This is a genomic window from Pseudomonas sp. BC42 (assembly GCF_021560055.1).
Lineage (GTDB): Bacteria > Pseudomonadota > Gammaproteobacteria > Pseudomonadales > Pseudomonadaceae > Aquipseudomonas.
Genome location: NZ_CP091067.1, coordinates 6,785,736 through 6,802,950, shown reverse-complemented (window position 1 = coordinate 6,802,950; position 17,215 = coordinate 6,785,736). Strand labels below are relative to the sequence as shown.

Here is a 17,215-nt window from a genome sequence, read left to right as displayed (position 1 = left end):
TACCCCTGACACCGAAGGCTGAAAACCGATAAGATCGCCGCAACCTGTCAGGAAAACTCACCTATCCCATGAGCCGCGACCTGCCCCCCCTGAATGCCCTACGGGCCTTCGAAGCCACCGCCCGGCTTAACAGCGTCAGCCAGGCTGCCGAACAACTGCATGTCACCCATGGCGCGGTGAGCCGGCAGTTGAAAGTGCTGGAGGAACACTTGGGCCTGAGCCTGTTCGTCAAGGATGGACGTGGCATTAAACTCACAGATGCCGGGGTTCGGCTGCGCGATGCCAGCAGCGAGGCCTTCGAGCGGCTGCGGGACGTCTGCGGCGAGCTGACCCGGGGCAGCGCCGACGCGCCGTTCGTCCTGGGTTGCTCCGGCAGCCTGCTGGCGCGCTGGCTGATTCCGCGCCTGGGGCGCCTGAATGCCGACCTGCCGGACCTGCGCCTGCACCTCTCCGCCGGTGAAGGGGACCTGGACCCCCGGCGCCCGGGGCTGGATGCCCTGCTGGTGTTTGCCGAGCCGCCGTGGCCGGCGGACATGCAGGTCTATGAGCTGGCCTGCGAGCGCATCGGGCCGGTGCTCAGCCCGCGCTATGGCGGTTACTCGCGGTTGCGCACGGCGCCGGCCACGGCCCTTGGCGCGGAGTCGCTGCTGCACACCACGTCGCGTCCCCAGGCCTGGCCCAGCTGGGCTCGACACAACGGCATCGCCGCCGAGGCGCTGAAGTACGGGCAGGGGTTCGAACATCTGTATTACTTGCTGGAAGCGGCGGTGGCTGGGCTGGGCGTGGCAATCGCGCCGGAGCCGCTGGTGGCCGAGGACTTGCTGGCGGGCAGGCTGGTTGCCCCGTGGGGGTTTTCCGACACCCCGGGGCAACTGGCACTGTGGTTACCCAAGCGCGCCGCGGATGGGCGCGCCCGACAGTTGGCGCAGTGGTTGAAAAACGAACTGCGCCAGCCGGTTTAGTTGCCGCGCTTGCACAGCAGGTAGGCGGCCAGCAGGCCGATGGCCCCGACCGCGACACCGGCGGTCGCCCACGGGTGTTCCTGGGCGTAGTCGCGGGTGGCGATACCGGTTTCCCGGGTTTTCACTTTGACTTCTTCATAGGCATCGCTGATCAGGCTGCGGGAATGCTTGAGGGCATTCTCGGCGTTGCTCTTGAGGGCCTTGAGGGTCTTGCGCGATTCGTCGGTCGCATCGTCCTTGAGGCTTTCCAGGGATTTGAGCAGGCTTTCGATCTCGGCTTCCATACTTTCCAGTGAGGCTTTGCGTAACGAGGTGTTGGCCATGTCGGCTCTCCTGCAGGGTAGTGAACGGACTCTGTAGGTTCCGACTGCGGCCTGTTCGGAAAGTGCAGAAAATCTGAACTAGCCGTGAGCAATGGCGCCCCAAGTAATAAGAAAAATCACTGCTAGGCTGTATTTCACAGCAAAAAAGGAGAGCGCCATGACTGATCATCACACCTACAAGAAAGTCGAACTGGTGGGTTCGTCGCCGAACAGCATCGAAGAGGCAATCAATAACGCGCTGGCCGAGGCGCATAAAAGCATCAAGCACCTGGAGTGGTTCGAAGTGACCGAAACCCGGGGCCATATCAAGGACGGCAAGGCCGCGCATTTTCAGGTCACCCTCAAGGTCGGCTTCCGGATTGCCAATAGTTAAAAGCTTGAGCTAGGCTCTGGAACTTGTGCGCTGGCCGAGTGCCATAGGAAATGGCAAAGCGCTACAACTGTCTTGAGCCTCTGTCAGGCTGGCGTCAACGCCGCCTCTTTTGATCCGACCAGGGAATGCGACCGATGAAAAAACTAGTATTAGCAGCTGCTTTGTTGAGTCTTGCGGGAACAGCCCTTGCCGCCGGCAAGCCGTGCGAGGAGCTGAAAAGCGAGATCGCCGCGAAGATCGACGCCAAGGGCGCCAAGCATTATTCGCTGGAAGTGGTCGACAAAGGCGCGGCGGCGGATGGCAAAGTGGTTGGCACCTGCGAAGCGGGTTCCAAGGAGATTGTCTACAAGCGCGGTTGAACCCCTGTAGATGTTCAATAAAAAGCCGACGCCTGGGCGTCGGCTTTTTTATGCCCGTCAATTTAGCCTTGCATCACCTGTGACAGCAGCTCGTAGGAGTGCAGCCGATCGGCGTGCTCGTACAGATCGCAGGTGAAGATCAGCTCATCGGCGCCGGTCTGTTCGATCAGGACTTCGAGCTTGGCGCGGATTTTCGCCGGACTGCCGATCATCGCCAGGCCGAGGAAACTCGACACCGCTTCCTTCTCGTGGGGCAGCCACAGGCCGTCCATGCTGGTCACCGGCTTGCGCTGTACCAGGCTCTGGCCGCGCATCAGCGCCAGGATCCGCTGGTACACCGAGGTCGCCAGGTAGTCGGCCTGTTCATCGCTATCGGCCGCCACCAGCGGCACCCCCAGCATCACATAGGGCTTGTCGAGTACTGCCGAAGGCTTGAAGTGATTGCGATAGACGCGAATCGCCTCATGCAGGTAGCGCGGTGCGAAATGCGAGGCGAAGGCGTAGGGCAAACCCCGTTCCCCGGCCAATTGCGCACTGAACAGGCTGGAGCCCAGCAGCCACACCGGGACGTTGGTCCCGCTGCCCGGCATCGCGATCACCCGTTGTTCCGGGGTCCGTGGGCCGAGATAGGACATCAGTTCCGCCACGTCCTCGGGGAAGTCGTCGGCGCTGCCGGAGCGCTCCCGACGCAAGGCCCGGGCGGTCATCTGGTCGGAACCCGGCGCCCGGCCCAGGCCGAGGTCGATGCGTCCCGGGTACAGGCTTTCCAGGGTGCCGAACTGTTCGGCGATCACCAGCGGCGCATGGTTGGGCAGCATCACCCCGCCGGAGCCGACGCGAATGGTCGAGGTGCCACCGGCCAGATAGCCGATCAGTACCGAGGTGGCGGAGCTGGCGATACCGTCCATGTTGTGGTGCTCGGCGACCCAGAAGCGCGTGTAGCCGAGCTTTTCCACGTGTTGCGCCAAGTCCAGGGAGTTGCGCAGAGACTGCGCCGGGCTGCCGTCTTCACGCACGGGCACCAGGTCGAGGGTCGAGAATTTAACAGCGGACAGCGGTTTCATAAGCCTGCTTCTCCTTGAGGGTGCGCAGGCCTTTGTCATGAGCCAAAACCTGCCGAAATCTGTAAGTCAGATCTATGCAATGTGGGCATATACCCGAGATTCAATAGTCAGAGTGAATTTGTCGGGTAAAGAGCGCCGCTGCACACCGGCTGAACTTTGCCATCAGATCTATCCTCAGAACCCTTAGGCAACAGAAACCAGCGTGGTGCGAGCTTTCGCATCGGTTCTTGAGGAGAAAGAGATGAGTATCAAAAAGAAAGCCTCGGCGCATTGGGAAGGTGATCTGAAAACCGGCATCGGCTCGATCTCGACCGAAACCGGGGTATTGCGCGAGGCGCCCTACGGCTTCAAGGCCCGTTTCGAGGGCGGCAAGGGCACCAATCCGGAGGAGTTGATCGGTGCCGCCCATGCGGGGTGCTTCTCCATGGCCTTTTCGATGATTCTCGGCGAGGCCGGGCTCAAGGCGGACAGCATCGACACCCAGGCTGAAGTGACCCTGGATCAGGTCGACGGCGGCTTCGCCATCACGGCGGTGCACCTGATCCTCAAGGCGAAGATCCCCGGCGCCAGCCAGCAGCAGTTCACCGAACTGAGCAACAAGGCCAAGGAAGGGTGTCCGGTGTCCAAGGTGCTCAACGCCAAGATCAGCCTGGACGCGACGCTGCTGGGCTGATGGTTTTGCTGGCAAGTCGGCTCCTGCAGCGGTCTGCGGGAACCGGCTTGCCGGCAAAGGCGTCTGTGCGGCGCACAAGCACCTGTGGTCGAATACGCGACGGCGGCTTCAGTGCACCCTCGTGCGCGCCGCAGCAAGGGAGCTTTAGATCATGAAACGTTTTGCCTTGGCGGTTGCAAGTTGCGCGCTGGCCACATCGGCCCTCGCCGCCCCCAAGCCTTGTGATGAACTCAAGGCCGAGATCGAAGCCAAGATCCAGGCTCAGGGCGTGCCTTCCTACACCCTGGAAATCGTCACCAACGACGAAGTCCACGACAACAACATGGTGGTCGGCAGCTGTGAGAACGGCACCAAGAAGATCATCTACCAGAAGAACGATCGCTGAGCCGCGTCAGGGCACGCAGTTGATCATCCGCTCCTCGGCCACGATCTCGCCCTGGGCGTTGTACAGCCGGGCGCTGGGGGTGAAGGCCAGGTTGCGCGCCTCCAGGCGATAGCGCTGGCCGGCCTGGAAATGGTCGTAGCGCAGGCTCAGGTAGCACAGGCGCTCCTGGGGGTCGTTGTTCATGCCCATGCCGCCGCTGAACACTTCGAAATCGAAGCGCACCATCAATTCGTGGCTGCCGGGGCTGACCTGGAAGTAGCGACCGTCCCTCAGGCGCTGGTTGTCCAGGCGCTCGGCCATGACCAGCTTGCCACCCGGGGTCGGCGTGGCCAGGTCGATCCATGCCTGCTGGGGATCGACGTTGGGCAAGGGGCTGGAGCAGGCGCCGAGGGCGGCGAGGCTGAGGGCGAGCAGTAAGTGGCGCATGACAGTGGCCGATTGAGCGTGGGGAGTCCGAGCATAACGCTGATCAACGACCTTGGCAGCCCTCTGCTCGTGTTGCGGGCCTTTGCGCTGGCGTCACGGGTGCCTGGCGCAGCGTCGGGCTGGCGAGATAGTCTTGCCGGCAGATTTTCTGTGGATGATGCACATTGAACAGGCCTCCTTCATGCCATCGGATACGTGATGCCGTTTCGCGTCTCCTGCTGCCGATCCTGGTGCTTGGCCTGCTCAGCGGCTGCAGCAGCCTGGGTTACTACGGCCAACTGGCCAGCGGCCAGTTGCAACTGTTGCGGGCGCGCACCCCGGTGGCCGAGGTGCTGGCAGATCCCGCCCGTGACCCGACCCTGCGGGCCCACCTGGCCCAGTCGCAACAGGCCCGGGACTTTGCCAGCCGGCACCTGCACCTGCCGGACAACCGCAGCTACCGGCTGTACGTCGACATCGGCCGGCCCTATGTGGTGTGGAATGTGTTCGCCACGCCGGAGTTCTCCCTGAGCCCGCAGACCCACTGCTTTCCCATTGCCGGTTGCGTGGCCTATCGCGGCTATTACAGCCAGGGCGCGGCTCGCGGCGAGGCGGCGCTGCAGCGGCAACAGGGCATGGACGTGGCGATTGGCGGGGTTGAGGCCTATTCGACCCTGGGCTGGTTCGATGACCCGATCATCAGTTCGATGATGCACTGGGGCGATGAACGCCTGGCGACCCTGATCTTCCATGAGCTGGCGCATCAGCGCGTCTATGTGAAGGACGACACCCAGTTCAACGAATCCTTCGCCACCTTCGTCGAGCAGGAAAGCACCCGGCAATGGCGGGCCTATCGCGGGCTGGCGCCCCAGGACAATACCGACGTGCGTCAGCGCGATCAGTTCATCCAACTGTTGCTGGACACCCGCCAGCGCCTGGAGCGCCTGTATGCCCTGCCCTTGCCCGCCGAGCATATGCGCCAGCGCAAGGCGCAGGCCTTCGAGACGTTGCGCCGGGATTACCGGCAGATGCGCGACAGTCAGTGGGCCGGTTCCAAGCGCTATGACGCCTGGATCGACCAGCCGCTGAACAACGCCCGCTTGCTGCCTTTCGGCCTGTACGACCAGTGGGTGCCGGCGTTTGCCGGGTTGTTCAAGCAGGTGAACGGGGATTGGCCGGCTTTCTTTCGCGCCGTGGAAACGCTGGGGCACTTGCCGGCCGAGCAGCGCAAGGCCGCTTTAGTGCGGCTGCAAGACACGGCACCCGCTTCGTAGGAACCAGGGCGAATACCCTGTGGCGAGGGAGCTTGCTCCCGCTGGACTGCGGAGCAGTCCCTTTTTTAGGGCCGCTGCGCGCGCCAGCGGAAGCAAGCTCTCACAGCGCTGTCCTTAACTGATCGGCATTAACCCTGGGAGCGCAAAAACGCCTGATGCAGCTCGGCCAGCGTTTCGAAGTGATAGGCCGGCGCCTCGGCGCTCAACTCCTCGCGGCTGCCAAAGCCATAGCCCACCGCCGCCGCGTCCAGGCCGTTGCGCTTGGCACCGATCAGGTCGTGCTTGCGGTCGCCGATCATCAGGGTCGTGGCCGGGTCCAGCTGTTCCTGTTCCAGCACGTGGGCGATCAGCTCCACCTTGTCGGTGCGGGTGCCGTCCAGTTCGCTGCCGTAGATCACCTTGAAGTGGCGGGCGAAGTCGAAGTGGCGGGCGATTTCCCGGGCGAAGACCCAGGGCTTGGAGGTCGCGATGTACAGCTGGCGCCCCTGCCCGCCGAGGGTTTCCAGCAGCGGCGTGACGCCGTCGAAGACGCGGTTCTCGTACAGGCCGGTGACCTTGAAGCGTTCGCGATAGAAGTTCACCGCCTCCCAGGCCCGGGCCTCGTCGAAACCGTAGAACTGCATGAAGGCCTGCAACAGCGGCGGGCCGATGAAATGCTCCAGGCGGGTCAGGTCCGGTTCGTCGATACCCAACTGGCCCAGGGCGAACTGGATCGAGCGGGTAATGCCTTCGCGCGGGTCGGTCAGGGTGCCGTCGAGGTCGAACAGGACGGTTTGGTAATGCATGGCGGTTCCTCGGCAGTCAGTAGCGGATCAGGGCCGGTCGTAGCCTTCGGCCAGGTGCAGGTCCTTGAGTTTCACGTAGTTGCCGGCGCTGTAGGTGAAGAACGCCCGTTCCTTGTCGGTCAGCGGGCGCGCCTGCTTCACCGGGCTGCCGACATACAGGAAGCCGCTTTCCAGGCGCTTGCCCGGTGGCACCAGGCTGCCGGCGCCGACGATCACCTCGTCTTCCACCACCGCGCCGTCCATGACGATGCTGCCCATGCCGATCAGTACCCGGCTGCCGATGCTGCAGCCGTGGAGCATGACTTTGTGGGCGATGGTCACGTCGTCGCCGATCAGCAGCGGGAAGCCGTCGGGGTTGAAGGGGCCGGCGTGAGTGATGTGCAGCACGCTGGCGTCCTGCACGCTGGTGCGCGCGCCGATGCGGATGCGGTGCATGTCGCCGCGGATCACCGTCAGTGGCCAGACCGAGCTGTCGGCGCCGATTTCCACATCGCCGATGACCACGGCCGAGTGGTCGACAAAGGCCCGTTCGCCCAGGCTCGGGGTGTGGTTCTGATAGCTGCGAATGGCCAAGTGCGAATGCCTCTCTGAGATTTATTAATGGGGGCTATAGCTGCGGTGGCCGCTCATTGTAATTAAGATGGTGCTACGTTTCCCTGCATGTTTCTTCCAGCCAAGGTGCCCACCGTGAGTGTGAACAACCCTCTTCTGCAGCCCTACGACCTGCCGCCGTTCTCGGCGATCCGCGCCGAGCATGTGCAACCGGCCATCGAACAGATCCTGGCTGACAACCGCGCCGCCATCGCTGAAATCCTCAAGACCCAAGCCACCCAGCCCACCTGGGCCGGGCTGGTATTGGCCATGGACGAGCTCAATGATCGCCTGAGCGCGGCCTGGAGCCCGGTCAGCCACCTCAACGCGGTGTGCAACAGCGCCGAACTGCGTGAAGCCTACGAGGCCTGCCTGCCGGCCTTGAGCGCCTACTCCACGGAAATGGGCCAGAACCGCGAGCTGTTCCAGGCTTTCGACGCCCTGGCCAAGAGCCCTGAAGCCGCCGGTTTCGACGTGGCGCAGAAGACCATCCTCGAGCACTCCCTGCGGGACTTCCGCCTGTCGGGCATCGACCTGCCGCCGGAGCAGCAGCAGCGCTACGCGCAGGTGCAGAGCAAGCTGTCCGAGCTGGCCAGCCGTTTCTCCAACCAGTTGCTGGACGCCACCCAGGCCTGGACCAAGCACATTACCGACGAAGCGGCCCTGGCCGGCCTGACCGATTCGGCCAAGGCGCAGATGGCCGCCGCGGCCCAGGCCAAGGGCCTGGACGGCTGGCTGATCACCCTGGAATTCCCCAGCTACTACGCGGTGATGACCTATGCCCAGGACCGTGCCCTGCGTGAAGAGGTCTATGCCGCCTACTGCACCCGGGCGTCGGACCAAGGCCCTAACGCCGGTCAGCACGACAACGGCCCGGTGATGGAAGAGATCCTCGACCTGCGTCAGGAATTGGCCAAGCTCCTGGGCTTTGCCAGCTTTTCCGAACTCAGCCTGGCCACCAAGATGGCCGAGTCCAGCGATCAGGTGCTGAGCTTCCTGCGGGACCTGGCCAAGCGCAGCAAACCCTTTGCCGCTCGGGACCTGGAACAGCTCAAGGCCTATGCCGCCGAACAGGGTTGCCCCGACCTGCAAAGCTGGGACAGCGGTTTCTATGGCGAGAAGCTGCGCGAGCAGCGTTACAGCGTGTCCCAGGAAGCCCTGCGCGCCTACTTCCCCATCGACAAGGTCCTTGGCGGCCTGTTCGCCATCGTCCAGCGCCTGTACGGCATCGAGATCGCCGAGCAGCAAGGCTTCGACAGCTGGCATCCGGACGTGCGCCTGTTCGAAATCAAGGAAAACGGCCAGCACGTCGGTCGCTTCTTCTTCGACCTCTACGCCCGCTCCAACAAGCGTGGCGGTGCCTGGATGGACGGCGCCCGTGACCGTCGCCGCACCGTGGGCGGCGTATTGCAGAGCCCGGTGGCCAACCTGGTGTGCAACTTCACCCCGGCCGACAGCGGCAAGCCTGCGCTCCTGACCCACGACGAAGTCACCACCCTGTTCCACGAATTCGGCCATGGCCTGCACCACCTGCTGACCCGGGTCGAGCATGCCGGGGTTTCCGGCATCAATGGCGTGGCCTGGGACGCGGTGGAACTGCCGAGCCAGTTCATGGAGAACTGGTGCTGGGAGCCCGAAGGCCTGGCACTGATCTCCGGTCACTATGAAACCGGCGAGCCGCTGCCCCAGGACCTGCTGCAGAAGATGCTGGCGGCGAAGAACTTCCAGTCCGGGCTGATGATGGTGCGCCAGCTGGAATTCTCGCTGTTCGACTTCGAACTGCATGCCACCCACGGCGACGGCCGCAGCGTGCTGCAAGTGCTGGAAACCGTGCGTGACGAAGTCTCGGTGATGCGTCCGCCGGCCTACAACCGCTTCCCCAACAGCTTCGCCCACATCTTCGCCGGTGGTTATGCGGCGGGTTACTACAGCTACAAATGGGCGGAAGTGCTGTCGGCCGATGCCTTCTCCAGGTTCGAGGAAGAGGGTGTGCTCAACCCGGCCACCGGGCGCGCCTTTCGCGAGGCGATCCTGGCCCGTGGCGGTTCCCAGGAGCCGATGGTGCTGTTCGTCGACTTCCGCGGACGGGCGCCGTCGATTGACGCACTCTTGCGCCATAGCGGCCTCAGCGAGGACGCGGCAGCATGAGTGACGCACCCGTGAAGACCAAGAAACGCTTTATCGCCGGGGCGGTGTGCCCGGCGTGCAGTGAGCAGGACAAGCTGATGATGTGGAGCGAGGACGACGTGCCCCATCGCGAGTGCGTGGCCTGTGGCTATGCCGACACCCTCAACGCCCAGGGGCTGTCGGTGCCCAAGGAACTGGGAACCCGGGTCAACCACGCGGCCCCCAAGGCCGCCGATACCAAGGTGCAATCGGTGCAGTTTTTCCCCAACCCCAAGTTGAAGAAAAAAACCGACTGACCAGGCAGTAAAAAGCCGGCTCCCTCGCAGGAGCCGGCTTGCCGGCGAAGCATTTCGCCACCCCCTTCCCTCACCACCTGCGCTTTCGCGAGCAAGCTCGCTCCTACAGAGGGGGCGGTGCCTAGTGGCTCAGCGGCTTGGTCGCGCCCACCGTCTCGAACCAGCTCTTCACCGAACAGGTGGCGAACACGCTGGTGCTGCAGTCGCCATTGGCCAGCGCAGTGCGCAACTTGTCGACATCGGCCTGCATCATGTAGCGAATGCCGTCCTTGAAGTGGGAACTGTCGCCAAATCCGCCCTGAGTCATTTCATTCAGGGCTTCCTCTTTGCTCCAACCCTGGACCACCACCCGGTACATGGCCGACATCAGGCCGGTGCGGTCCGAGCCATGTTTGCAGTGCATCAGCACCGGGCCCTGGGCTTCGGCGCTCTGGATGGCGCGCAGGGCCTTGAGCACGTCGGCGTCATCCACATGGTTGGTGCGGTAGGGCAACTGCACCTGGTTGATGCCCGGACTCGACAGCCAGCTGGAGTCGGACTCCGGAAGGAAGTTGATCACGGTCCCGACCTTGAGTTTTTCCAGCAGGGGCACCGCGCCCTTGTCCGGCAGGGCGCTGCGGTACAGGGTCGGCGACATCTGATACAGGTTGTATTGCTTCTCCACCGGCTGCGCCCATTGCTCCGGGCGATTGGCGGAAGTATCGGCGGCCCGGGCCTGTGGCCCGGCGATCAGTGCCAGCAGCGACAGACAAAGTGCAGCAATGAAGCGGGTTCTGGACATGTGAGGGTCACTGAATGAGGGCATTGAATGTCATCCAGTGTCCGCCACGCTCGGTCAAAGCCCTGTGAGCCGGCCGTCAAAGAAATGTGAAGCGGATGGGCCATATCCGGCCGCCTGCGATCTTTTTCGCCTGAAACGATTCATCCAGATGCTTAGCCTGCTACCATTTGTAACCAAAGTTTGCTGATGTGTTCATCCACCGGGCCTGGCCCGGCTTTTTGCGTTGCCCAAACATAAAGTCGCGCCATGACGCGGCTGACCAATCCATCAATGCCTGATGAGGTGCACCGATGTCCGATCAAGATCGAGACAACCCGCGGCGTGAGTTCTTGCGTAAATCCCTGACCCTGATCCCCGTGGTCACTGTCGCCAGTACCGGCCTGGGCAGTTCCATGCTGGCGGCGGCTCCCGAAGCAGCGGCCCCAGCCAGGCCGGCGGCGCCGGGCAAGCTGCCCACGGGCAGCCCGAGCTATGAACCGAGCTACTTCAGCGCCGAAGAGTGGGCCTTCATCAAGGCCGCGGTGGAACGCCTGATTCCCGCCGACGACATGGGCCCGGGTGCCCTGGAAGCCGGGGTGCCGGAGTACATCGACCGGCAAATGAACACCCCCTACGCCGCCGGTGCCCTGTGGTACATGCAAGGCCCGTTCAAGGCCGACGCCGCGCCGGAGATGGGCTGGCAGAGCAAGCTGGTGCCCAAGGACATCTATCGCCTGGGCATTGCCGCCGTGGATGCATGGTGCAAAGACCTCAAGGGTCAAGTTTTTGCCGCGCAAGACAGCGCTACCCGAGACGCTTTGCTCAAGCAGCTGGAAGCCGGAACCCCGCAGTTCGAGGCGGTCCCGGCCAAGCTTTTCTTCAATCTGCTGTTGCAGAACACCAAGGAAGGCTTCTTCAGCGACCCGATCCATGGCGGCAACAAAGGCCTGGTGGGCTGGACCCTGATCGGCTTTCCCGGCGCACGCGCCGATTTCATGGATTGGGTGGAACGCAACGAGCAGTACCCCTTCCCGGCAGTATCGATTCGCGGCGAGAGGGCTTGAACATGACCACAGTGATGAAGAAGGTCGACGCGGTGATCGTCGGTTTCGGCTGGACCGGCGCGATCATGGCCAAGGAGCTGACCGAGGCCGGGCTCAACGTGCTGGCGCTGGAGCGTGGGCCGAAGCAGGACACCTACCCTGACGGCAGCTATCCCCAGGTGATCGACGAGCTCACCTACAGCGTGCGCAAGAAACTCTTCCAGGACATTTCCAAGGAGACGGTGACCATTCGCCACAGCGTCAACGAGGTGGCCCTGCCCAACCGGCAACTGGGCGCCTTTCTGCCGGGCAACGGCGTGGGCGGTGCCGGCCTGCACTGGTCCGGGGTGCACTTTCGAGTCGACCCCATCGAACTGCGCATGCGCAGTCACTACGAAGAGCGCTACGGCAAGAGCTTCATCCCCAAGGACATGACCATCCAGGACTTCGGTGTCAGCTATGAAGAGCTGGAGCCGTTCTTCGACTTCGCGGAAAAGGTCTTCGGCACCTCCGGCCAGGCCTGGACCGTGAAGGGCCAGCGAGTGGGCGAAGGCAAGGGCGGCAACCCCTATGCGCCGGATCGCTCGGACCACTTCCCGCTGGAGTCGCAGAAGAACACCTATTCCGCACAGCTGTTTCAGAAAGCCGCCAGTGAGGTGGGCTACAAACCCTACAACCTGCCGTCGGCCAATACCTCGGGGCCCTACACCAACCCCTATGGCGCGCAGATGGGGCCGTGCAACTTCTGCGGTTTCTGCAGTGGCTACGTCTGCTACATGTATTCCAAGGCCTCGCCCAACGTGAACATTCTGCCGGCCCTCAAGCCGCTGCCGAATTTCGAGTTGCGCCCCAATTCCCACGTGCTCAAGGTCAACCTCGACAGCAGCAAGACCCGCGCCACCGGCGTCACCTATGTCGACGGCCAGGGCCGGGAGATCGAGCAGCCGGCGGACCTGGTGATCCTCGGCGCCTTCCAGTTGCACAACGTGCGGCTGATGCTGCTGTCGGGCATCGGCAAGCCCTACGACCCGATCAGCGGCGAAGGCGTGGTGGGCAGGAACTTCGCCTACCAGAACATGGCCACCATCAAGGCCTACTTCGACAAGGACGTGCACACCAACAACTTCATCGGCGCCGGCGGCAACGGCGTGGCGGTGGACGACTTCAACGCCGACAACTTCGACCACGGCCCGCACGGCTTCGTCGGCGGCTCGCCGATGTGGGTCAACCAGGCCGGCAGCCGGCCGATTGCCGGTACCTCGAACCCGCCGGGTACTCCGGCCTGGGGCAGCGCCTGGAAGAAAGCCACCGCCGACTACTACACCCACCAGGTGTCGATGGACGCCCACGGCGCGCATCAGTCCTACCGTGGCAACTACCTGGATCTGGACCCGGTGTACCGCGATGCCTACGGCTTGCCGCTGCTGCGGATGACCTTCGACTGGCAGGAAAACGACATCAAGATGAACCGCTTCATGGTCGAGAAGATGGGCAAGATCGCCGAGGCGATGAACCCGAAGGCCATTGCCCGGCTGGGCAAGCAGGTGGGTGAGCGCTTCAACACCGCGTCCTACCAGACCACCCACCTGAACGGTGGCGCGATCATGGGCACCGATCCCAAGACCAGCGCCCTGAACCGCTACTTGCAGAGCTGGGACGTGCACAACGTCTTCGTTCCCGGGGCTTCGGCCTTCCCCCAGGGCCTGGGCTACAACCCCACCGGCCTGGTGGCGGCGCTGACCTACTGGTCGGCCCGGGCGATCCGCGAGCAGTACCTGAAGAACCCCGGCCCGCTGGTGCAGGCATAAGGAGCGATGACCATGAAAGCACTCGTTATCGCCACCCTGGCCCTGCTGGGCAGCGCCTCGGTCAGCGCCGCCGAAGCGGATCAGCAGGCCCTGGTGCAACAGGGCGAATACCTGGCCCGCGCCGGAGACTGCGTGGCCTGCCACACCGCCAAGGACGGCAAGCCGTTCGCCGGCGGGCTACCGATGGAAACCCCCATCGGAGTGATTTATTCCACCAACATCACCCCGGACAAGACCGGCATCGGCGACTACAGCTTCGAGGACTTCGACCAGGCCGTGCGCCATGGCGTGGCCAAGGGCGGCAGTACCCTGTACCCGGCCATGCCCTTCCCGTCCTATGCCCGGGTCAGCGACGCCGACATGCAGGCGCTCTACGCCTACTTCATGAAGGGCGTGGCGCCGGTGGCCAGGGACAATCAGGACAGCGACATTCCCTGGCCCCTGAGCATGCGCTGGCCGTTGTCGATCTGGCGCTGGATGTTCGCCCCCAGTGTGGAAACCCCGGCACTGGCGACCGGCAGCGACCCGGTGATCAGTCGCGGCGCCTACCTGGTGGAAGGCCTGGGCCACTGCGGCGCCTGCCATACGCCTCGGGCCCTGACCATGCAGGAGAAGGCCCTGAGCGCCAGCGACGGCAGTGCTTTCCTCTCCGGCAGCGCGCCGCTGGAAGGCTGGATCGCCAAGAACCTGCGGGGCGATCACCAGGACGGCCTGGGCAGCTGGAGCGAAGAGCAGCTGGTGCAGTTTCTCAAGACCGGTCGCAGCGATCGCAGCGCGGTGTTCGGCGGCATGAGCGATGTGGTGGTGCACAGCATGCAGTACCTGAGCGAGGCCGACCTGACGGCGATTGCCCGCTACCTCAAGTCACTGCCGGCCAAGGACCCCAAGGACCTGCCGCACACGTATGACCAGCAGGTGGCCCAGGCCCTGTGGAACGGTGACGACAGCAAGCCCGGCGCGGCGGTGTACCTCGACAACTGCGCGGCCTGCCACCGTACCGACGGCCATGGCTACACCCGGGTGTTCCCGGCGTTGGCGGGCAACCCGGTGCTGCAGTCGGCGGATGCCACCTCGCTGATCCACATCGTGCTCAAGGGCGGCACCTTGCCGGCCACCCACAGCGCGCCGTCGACCTTCACCATGCCGCCCTTCGCCTGGCGCCTGTCGGACCAGGAGGTGGCCGACGTGGTCAACTTCATCCGCAGCAGCTGGGGCAATCAGGCTTCGTCGGTCAAGCCCGGGGACGTGGCGGCGCTGCGCAAGGGCGACCTGCAGAGCAGGTCCAACGACGATTTGGGGCCCTTCACTCGTCACTAGCGTCAAGGCCGGCGCCCGCTGCGGGCGTCGGTCCGGCGCTGGCTGTTGTGCCCTGGGTGAAGCGCTGGATGCCCAAGCGGCTTTGCAGCTGATAGCCGGCGATGCAGTCCGCCAGCCCGGCGTTCATCAGGTCTTCCCAGCTTGCCGGGAGCAGGCCGATGCCATCGTGGTGGGGGCTCCAGCGCACTTCGGCGAACTTCGGGTCCGCTTCATCGAAGGGTTGCTGGACGCTCACCGCGGCCTTTTCGATGTCCTGGGTGCACAGTTCGAATTCGCAGGCCAGGCCCCAGAGCTGGCCATCAGGCGCCCTGACGATGATCAGGTCGGCGCCTTGTTCGTAGCTGGGGAGGTAGGCATCCGCCGCGTAGAAGATCTTTTCCAGCGTGCCGGGCGTCCTGGGCATGTTTGCGCTCCTGTTGTTTGAGCCTGCCTTATACCCTAACGCCACAAACCTGTAGGAGCCGGCTTGCCGGCGAAGGAGCGTTAAGGCCTGCGTCGCGCGGGGGTAGGTTTGCTTGCGGGTGGGTTTCGGTCCGGCGGTGCTGGTCAGATAAATCCGACTCCATTACTGTATGCGCATACAGTAATGGAGCGCTCCCATGATCACCCCCCTGCCTCCCCGTGGTCGCGGCACCGCGAGCAATCCGCACAACCGTTTCGCGCCCAAGCGTTCGGTGGCCGAGGACGACGGCTGGTATCAGGAGGTGCCGCTGACCCAGGGCACCGAGGTGCGTTTTGAAACGGCCAAGTCGATCATCACCCGCAACAGTTCGCCGGACCTGCCCTTCGACCGTTCGATCAATCCCTATCGCGGTTGCGAGCATGGCTGCATCTACTGCTACGCGCGGCCCAGCCACGCTTACTGGGACATGTCGCCGGGGCTGGACTTTGAAACCAAGCTGATCGCCAAGAGCAACGCTGCCGCCCTGCTGGAGCAGCAGTTGTCCAGGCCCGGCTATCGCTGCGCCCCGATCAACCTGGGGTCCAACACCGATCCCTATCAGCCCATCGAGCGCGAGCAGCAACTGACCCGGCGCACCCTGGAGGTGCTGCTGCGCTACCGGCACCCGGTGACCATCGTCACCAAGGGCTCGCTGATCCTGCGCGACCTGGACCTGCTGGCCGAGCTGGCCCGGCAGCGGCTGGTGGCGGTGATGATCAGCCTGACCACCCTGGACGATGAGTTGAAGCGCATTCTCGAACCCCGGGCGGCGGCGCCCAAGGCGCGATTGCGGGCGATCCGGGTGATGCGTGAAGCAGGCATTCCGGTCGGGGTGCTGTGTTCGCCGATGATCCCGATGATCAACGACAGCGAGCTGGAAAGCCTGCTCAACGAGGCCCATGCCGCCGGGGCGCAGAGCGCCGCCTATATGATGCTGCGCCTGCCCCTGGAGGTGGCGCCGCTGTTCGAGGAATGGCTGGCAGCGCATTACCCGCAACGGGCTGCCCATGTGCTCAGCCTGATCCGCCAGAGCCGCGGCGGTGAGCTGTATGACAGTCGCTTTGGCAGCCGCATGCGCGGCGAGGGACCCTTCGCCGACCTGCTGGCCCAGCGTTTTGCCAAGGCTCTCAGGCGTCTGGGGCTCAATCGCCGCGAGGGGTTCGATCTCGACTGCTCGGCCTTCTGTCCGCCCGGCGGACAGATGTCGCTGCTCTGAGCGGCATTGGCCTATCTTGAGGGGTGGGCGGCGTTGGCCGAGGGCCGCCGGTCACCTTTTGCTATCGCCAATAGTGGCGTTCTAGAGCCTTGCATTCAGTTTGAGTTAAGTTTTTATGGCTACTTTGTTCATCGAGTGACCCATTGGTCGCGTTCGGCGGCTCGGTTGTTTTTTAATCGATTGCTGGCGTCGTGCCGGATAATTCTGGAAAATTCACCAAATCCGACAGAGAGGCTGAATCATGAGTGACAAGGATAAACAGCCGTTGGCTGCGTCGGCTCCCGCACCCACCGAGGTTGCCGAAACCGCCGATGCAGCGCTGCAGCATATCGTTGACGGCTTTTTGCATTTTCATCATGAAGTCTTCCCGCAGCAGGAAGAGTTGTTCAAGAAACTGGCCACGGCCCAGCGGCCACGGGCGATGTTCATTGCCTGTGCCGATTCGCGCATCGTTCCCGAACTCATCACCCAAAGCTCCCCGGGCGACCTGTTCGTGACCCGCAACGTGGGTAACGTGGTGCCGCCTTACGGGCAGATGAACGGTGGTGTGTCCACGGCGATCGAGTACGCGGTGCTGGCCCTGGGGGTGCATCACATCATCGTCTGCGGGCATTCGGACTGCGGCGCCATGCGTGCGGTGCTCAATCCCCAGAGCCTGGAGAAGATGCCCACGGTCAAGGCCTGGCTGCGCCATGCCGAAGTGGCGCGGACCATGGTCCACGAGAACTGCGATTGCGCCGACGAGTCGTCCAGCATGCATGTGCTGACCGAAGAGAACGTCATCGCCCAGTTGCAGCACCTGCGCACCCACCCTTCCGTGGCCTCGCGCATGGCCAACGGCCAGTTGTTCATCCATGGCTGGGTCTACGACATCGAAACCAGCTCGATCAAGGCCTACGACGCGGACAAGGGTTGCTTCCTGCCGCTCGATGGCAGCCATCCGATCCCAGTGGCGACGCCCAAAGCGCGCTTCTGAATCCCCCTAAATCCCCCTGAGTGGTTGTAGCCAGGG

At 63.7% G+C, this 17,215-nt stretch carries 20 protein-coding genes; 13 read left to right on the top strand and 7 right to left on the bottom strand.

What is annotated here, in order from left to right; all coding sequences use genetic code 11:
- Positions 1-68: 68 nt before the first annotated feature.
- Positions 69-962: a LysR family transcriptional regulator gene (locus L1O02_RS30735; RefSeq protein WP_060842061.1), complete on the top strand. Its 894-nt coding sequence runs from the start codon at positions 69-71 to the stop codon at positions 960-962.
- Here the strand turns inward: L1O02_RS30735 and L1O02_RS30730 are convergent.
- Positions 959-1,285 (bottom strand): DUF883 family protein, encoded by a 327-nt coding sequence (locus L1O02_RS30730; protein ID WP_016965135.1) that lies wholly within the window; start codon positions 1,283-1,285, stop codon positions 959-961. The two genes, L1O02_RS30735 and L1O02_RS30730, sit on opposite strands and share 4 nt — an antisense overlap.
- Before the next feature lie 157 nt (positions 1,286-1,442).
- On the opposite strand from L1O02_RS30730, the gene L1O02_RS30725 reads away from it, so the two are divergent.
- Together L1O02_RS30725 and L1O02_RS30720 are read left to right on the top strand one after the other, a co-directional pair.
- Positions 1,443-1,658 carry a dodecin gene (locus tag L1O02_RS30725; RefSeq protein ID WP_016965134.1) on the top strand — a complete coding sequence of 72 codons (216 nt, stop codon included), beginning with the start codon at positions 1,443-1,445 and terminating at the stop codon, positions 1,656-1,658.
- Positions 1,659-1,792: 134 nt separating this feature from the next.
- Entirely contained in the window at positions 1,793-2,017 is a 225-nt protein-coding gene (locus tag L1O02_RS30720; RefSeq protein WP_060836847.1) for a DUF1161 domain-containing protein, read from the top strand.
- A gap of 62 nt (positions 2,018-2,079) precedes the next feature.
- Here L1O02_RS30720 and L1O02_RS30715 read toward each other — a convergent pair whose 3' ends face one another.
- Complete coding sequence (locus tag L1O02_RS30715) at positions 2,080-3,081, bottom strand: LLM class flavin-dependent oxidoreductase (RefSeq protein WP_108544934.1); 1,002 nt, start codon at positions 3,079-3,081, stop codon at positions 2,080-2,082.
- Positions 3,082-3,322: 241 nt separating this feature from the next.
- Here L1O02_RS30715 and L1O02_RS30710 point away from each other — a divergent pair, with 241 nt between their 5' ends.
- A complete protein-coding gene (locus L1O02_RS30710; protein ID WP_060836849.1) occupies positions 3,323-3,754 on the top strand; it encodes an OsmC family protein in 432 nt (143 codons plus the stop codon).
- Positions 3,755-3,905: 151 nt separating this feature from the next.
- Positions 3,906-4,139: a DUF1161 domain-containing protein gene (locus tag L1O02_RS30705; protein ID WP_060836850.1), complete on the top strand. Its 234-nt coding sequence runs from the start codon at positions 3,906-3,908 to the stop codon at positions 4,137-4,139.
- A gap of 6 nt (positions 4,140-4,145) precedes the next feature.
- Here the strand turns inward: L1O02_RS30705 and L1O02_RS30700 are convergent, their stop codons facing one another.
- A complete protein-coding gene (locus L1O02_RS30700) occupies positions 4,146-4,565 on the bottom strand; it encodes a hypothetical protein (RefSeq protein WP_060836851.1) in 420 nt (139 codons plus the stop codon).
- A gap of 164 nt (positions 4,566-4,729) precedes the next feature.
- Between L1O02_RS30700 and L1O02_RS30695 the strand changes: the two genes are divergently transcribed.
- Positions 4,730-5,818 (top strand): aminopeptidase, encoded by a 1,089-nt coding sequence (locus L1O02_RS30695; protein WP_235759322.1) that lies wholly within the window; start codon positions 4,730-4,732, stop codon positions 5,816-5,818.
- A 128-nt stretch (positions 5,819-5,946) separates the two neighbouring features.
- On the opposite strand, the gene L1O02_RS30690 is transcribed toward L1O02_RS30695, so the two are convergent.
- Both L1O02_RS30690 and L1O02_RS30685 read right to left on the bottom strand, forming a co-directional pair.
- A complete protein-coding gene (locus tag L1O02_RS30690) occupies positions 5,947-6,603 on the bottom strand; it encodes an HAD family hydrolase (RefSeq protein ID WP_108544932.1) in 657 nt (218 codons plus the stop codon).
- Between the two features lie 27 nt (positions 6,604-6,630).
- A complete protein-coding gene (locus L1O02_RS30685; RefSeq protein ID WP_235759320.1) occupies positions 6,631-7,176 on the bottom strand; it encodes a gamma carbonic anhydrase family protein in 546 nt (181 codons plus the stop codon).
- Between the two features lie 114 nt (positions 7,177-7,290).
- Here L1O02_RS30685 and prlC point away from each other — a divergent pair, with 114 nt between their 5' ends.
- Positions 7,291-9,342, top strand: a complete 2,052-nt coding sequence (prlC, locus tag L1O02_RS30680; protein WP_235759318.1) for an oligopeptidase A — start codon at positions 7,291-7,293, stop codon at positions 9,340-9,342.
- On the top strand, positions 9,339-9,617 hold the full coding sequence (locus tag L1O02_RS30675; RefSeq protein WP_060836855.1) for a YheV family putative zinc ribbon protein: 279 nt from the start codon (positions 9,339-9,341) through the stop codon (positions 9,615-9,617). Before prlC ends, L1O02_RS30675 begins: the two co-directional genes overlap by 4 nt.
- A gap of 121 nt (positions 9,618-9,738) precedes the next feature.
- Here L1O02_RS30675 and L1O02_RS30670 read toward each other — a convergent pair whose 3' ends face one another.
- A complete protein-coding gene (locus L1O02_RS30670; RefSeq protein ID WP_060836856.1) occupies positions 9,739-10,398 on the bottom strand; it encodes a tyrosine-protein phosphatase in 660 nt (219 codons plus the stop codon).
- Between the two features lie 290 nt (positions 10,399-10,688).
- Between L1O02_RS30670 and L1O02_RS30665 the strand changes: the two genes are divergently transcribed.
- The 3 genes from L1O02_RS30665 to L1O02_RS30655 are packed head-to-tail and all read left to right on the top strand — an operon-like array spanning position 10,689 to position 14,545.
- Positions 10,689-11,441, top strand: a complete 753-nt coding sequence (locus L1O02_RS30665; RefSeq protein ID WP_108544931.1) for a gluconate 2-dehydrogenase subunit 3 family protein — start codon at positions 10,689-10,691, stop codon at positions 11,439-11,441.
- A gap of 2 nt (positions 11,442-11,443) precedes the next feature.
- Positions 11,444-13,228, top strand: a complete 1,785-nt coding sequence (locus tag L1O02_RS30660) for a GMC family oxidoreductase (RefSeq protein WP_235759316.1) — start codon at positions 11,444-11,446, stop codon at positions 13,226-13,228.
- Between the two features lie 12 nt (positions 13,229-13,240).
- Entirely contained in the window at positions 13,241-14,545 is a 1,305-nt protein-coding gene (locus L1O02_RS30655; protein ID WP_235759314.1) for a cytochrome c, read from the top strand.
- On the opposite strand, the gene L1O02_RS30650 is transcribed toward L1O02_RS30655, so the two are convergent.
- Positions 14,532-14,948, bottom strand: a complete 417-nt coding sequence (locus L1O02_RS30650; RefSeq protein WP_232513189.1) for a hypothetical protein — start codon at positions 14,946-14,948, stop codon at positions 14,532-14,534. The genes L1O02_RS30655 and L1O02_RS30650 overlap by 14 nt on opposite strands.
- A gap of 196 nt (positions 14,949-15,144) precedes the next feature.
- On the opposite strand from L1O02_RS30650, the gene L1O02_RS30645 reads away from it, so the two are divergent.
- Both L1O02_RS30645 and L1O02_RS30640 read left to right on the top strand, forming a co-directional pair.
- The gene (locus L1O02_RS30645) at positions 15,145-16,203 is read left to right on the top strand and encodes a PA0069 family radical SAM protein (protein WP_060836860.1); all 1,059 of its coding nucleotides are present in this window, start codon (positions 15,145-15,147) and stop codon (positions 16,201-16,203) included.
- 241 nt (positions 16,204-16,444) lie between these two features.
- Positions 16,445-17,179 carry a carbonic anhydrase gene (locus L1O02_RS30640; protein WP_011058446.1) on the top strand — a complete coding sequence of 245 codons (735 nt, stop codon included), beginning with the start codon at positions 16,445-16,447 and terminating at the stop codon, positions 17,177-17,179.
- Positions 17,180-17,215 lie beyond the last annotated feature (36 nt).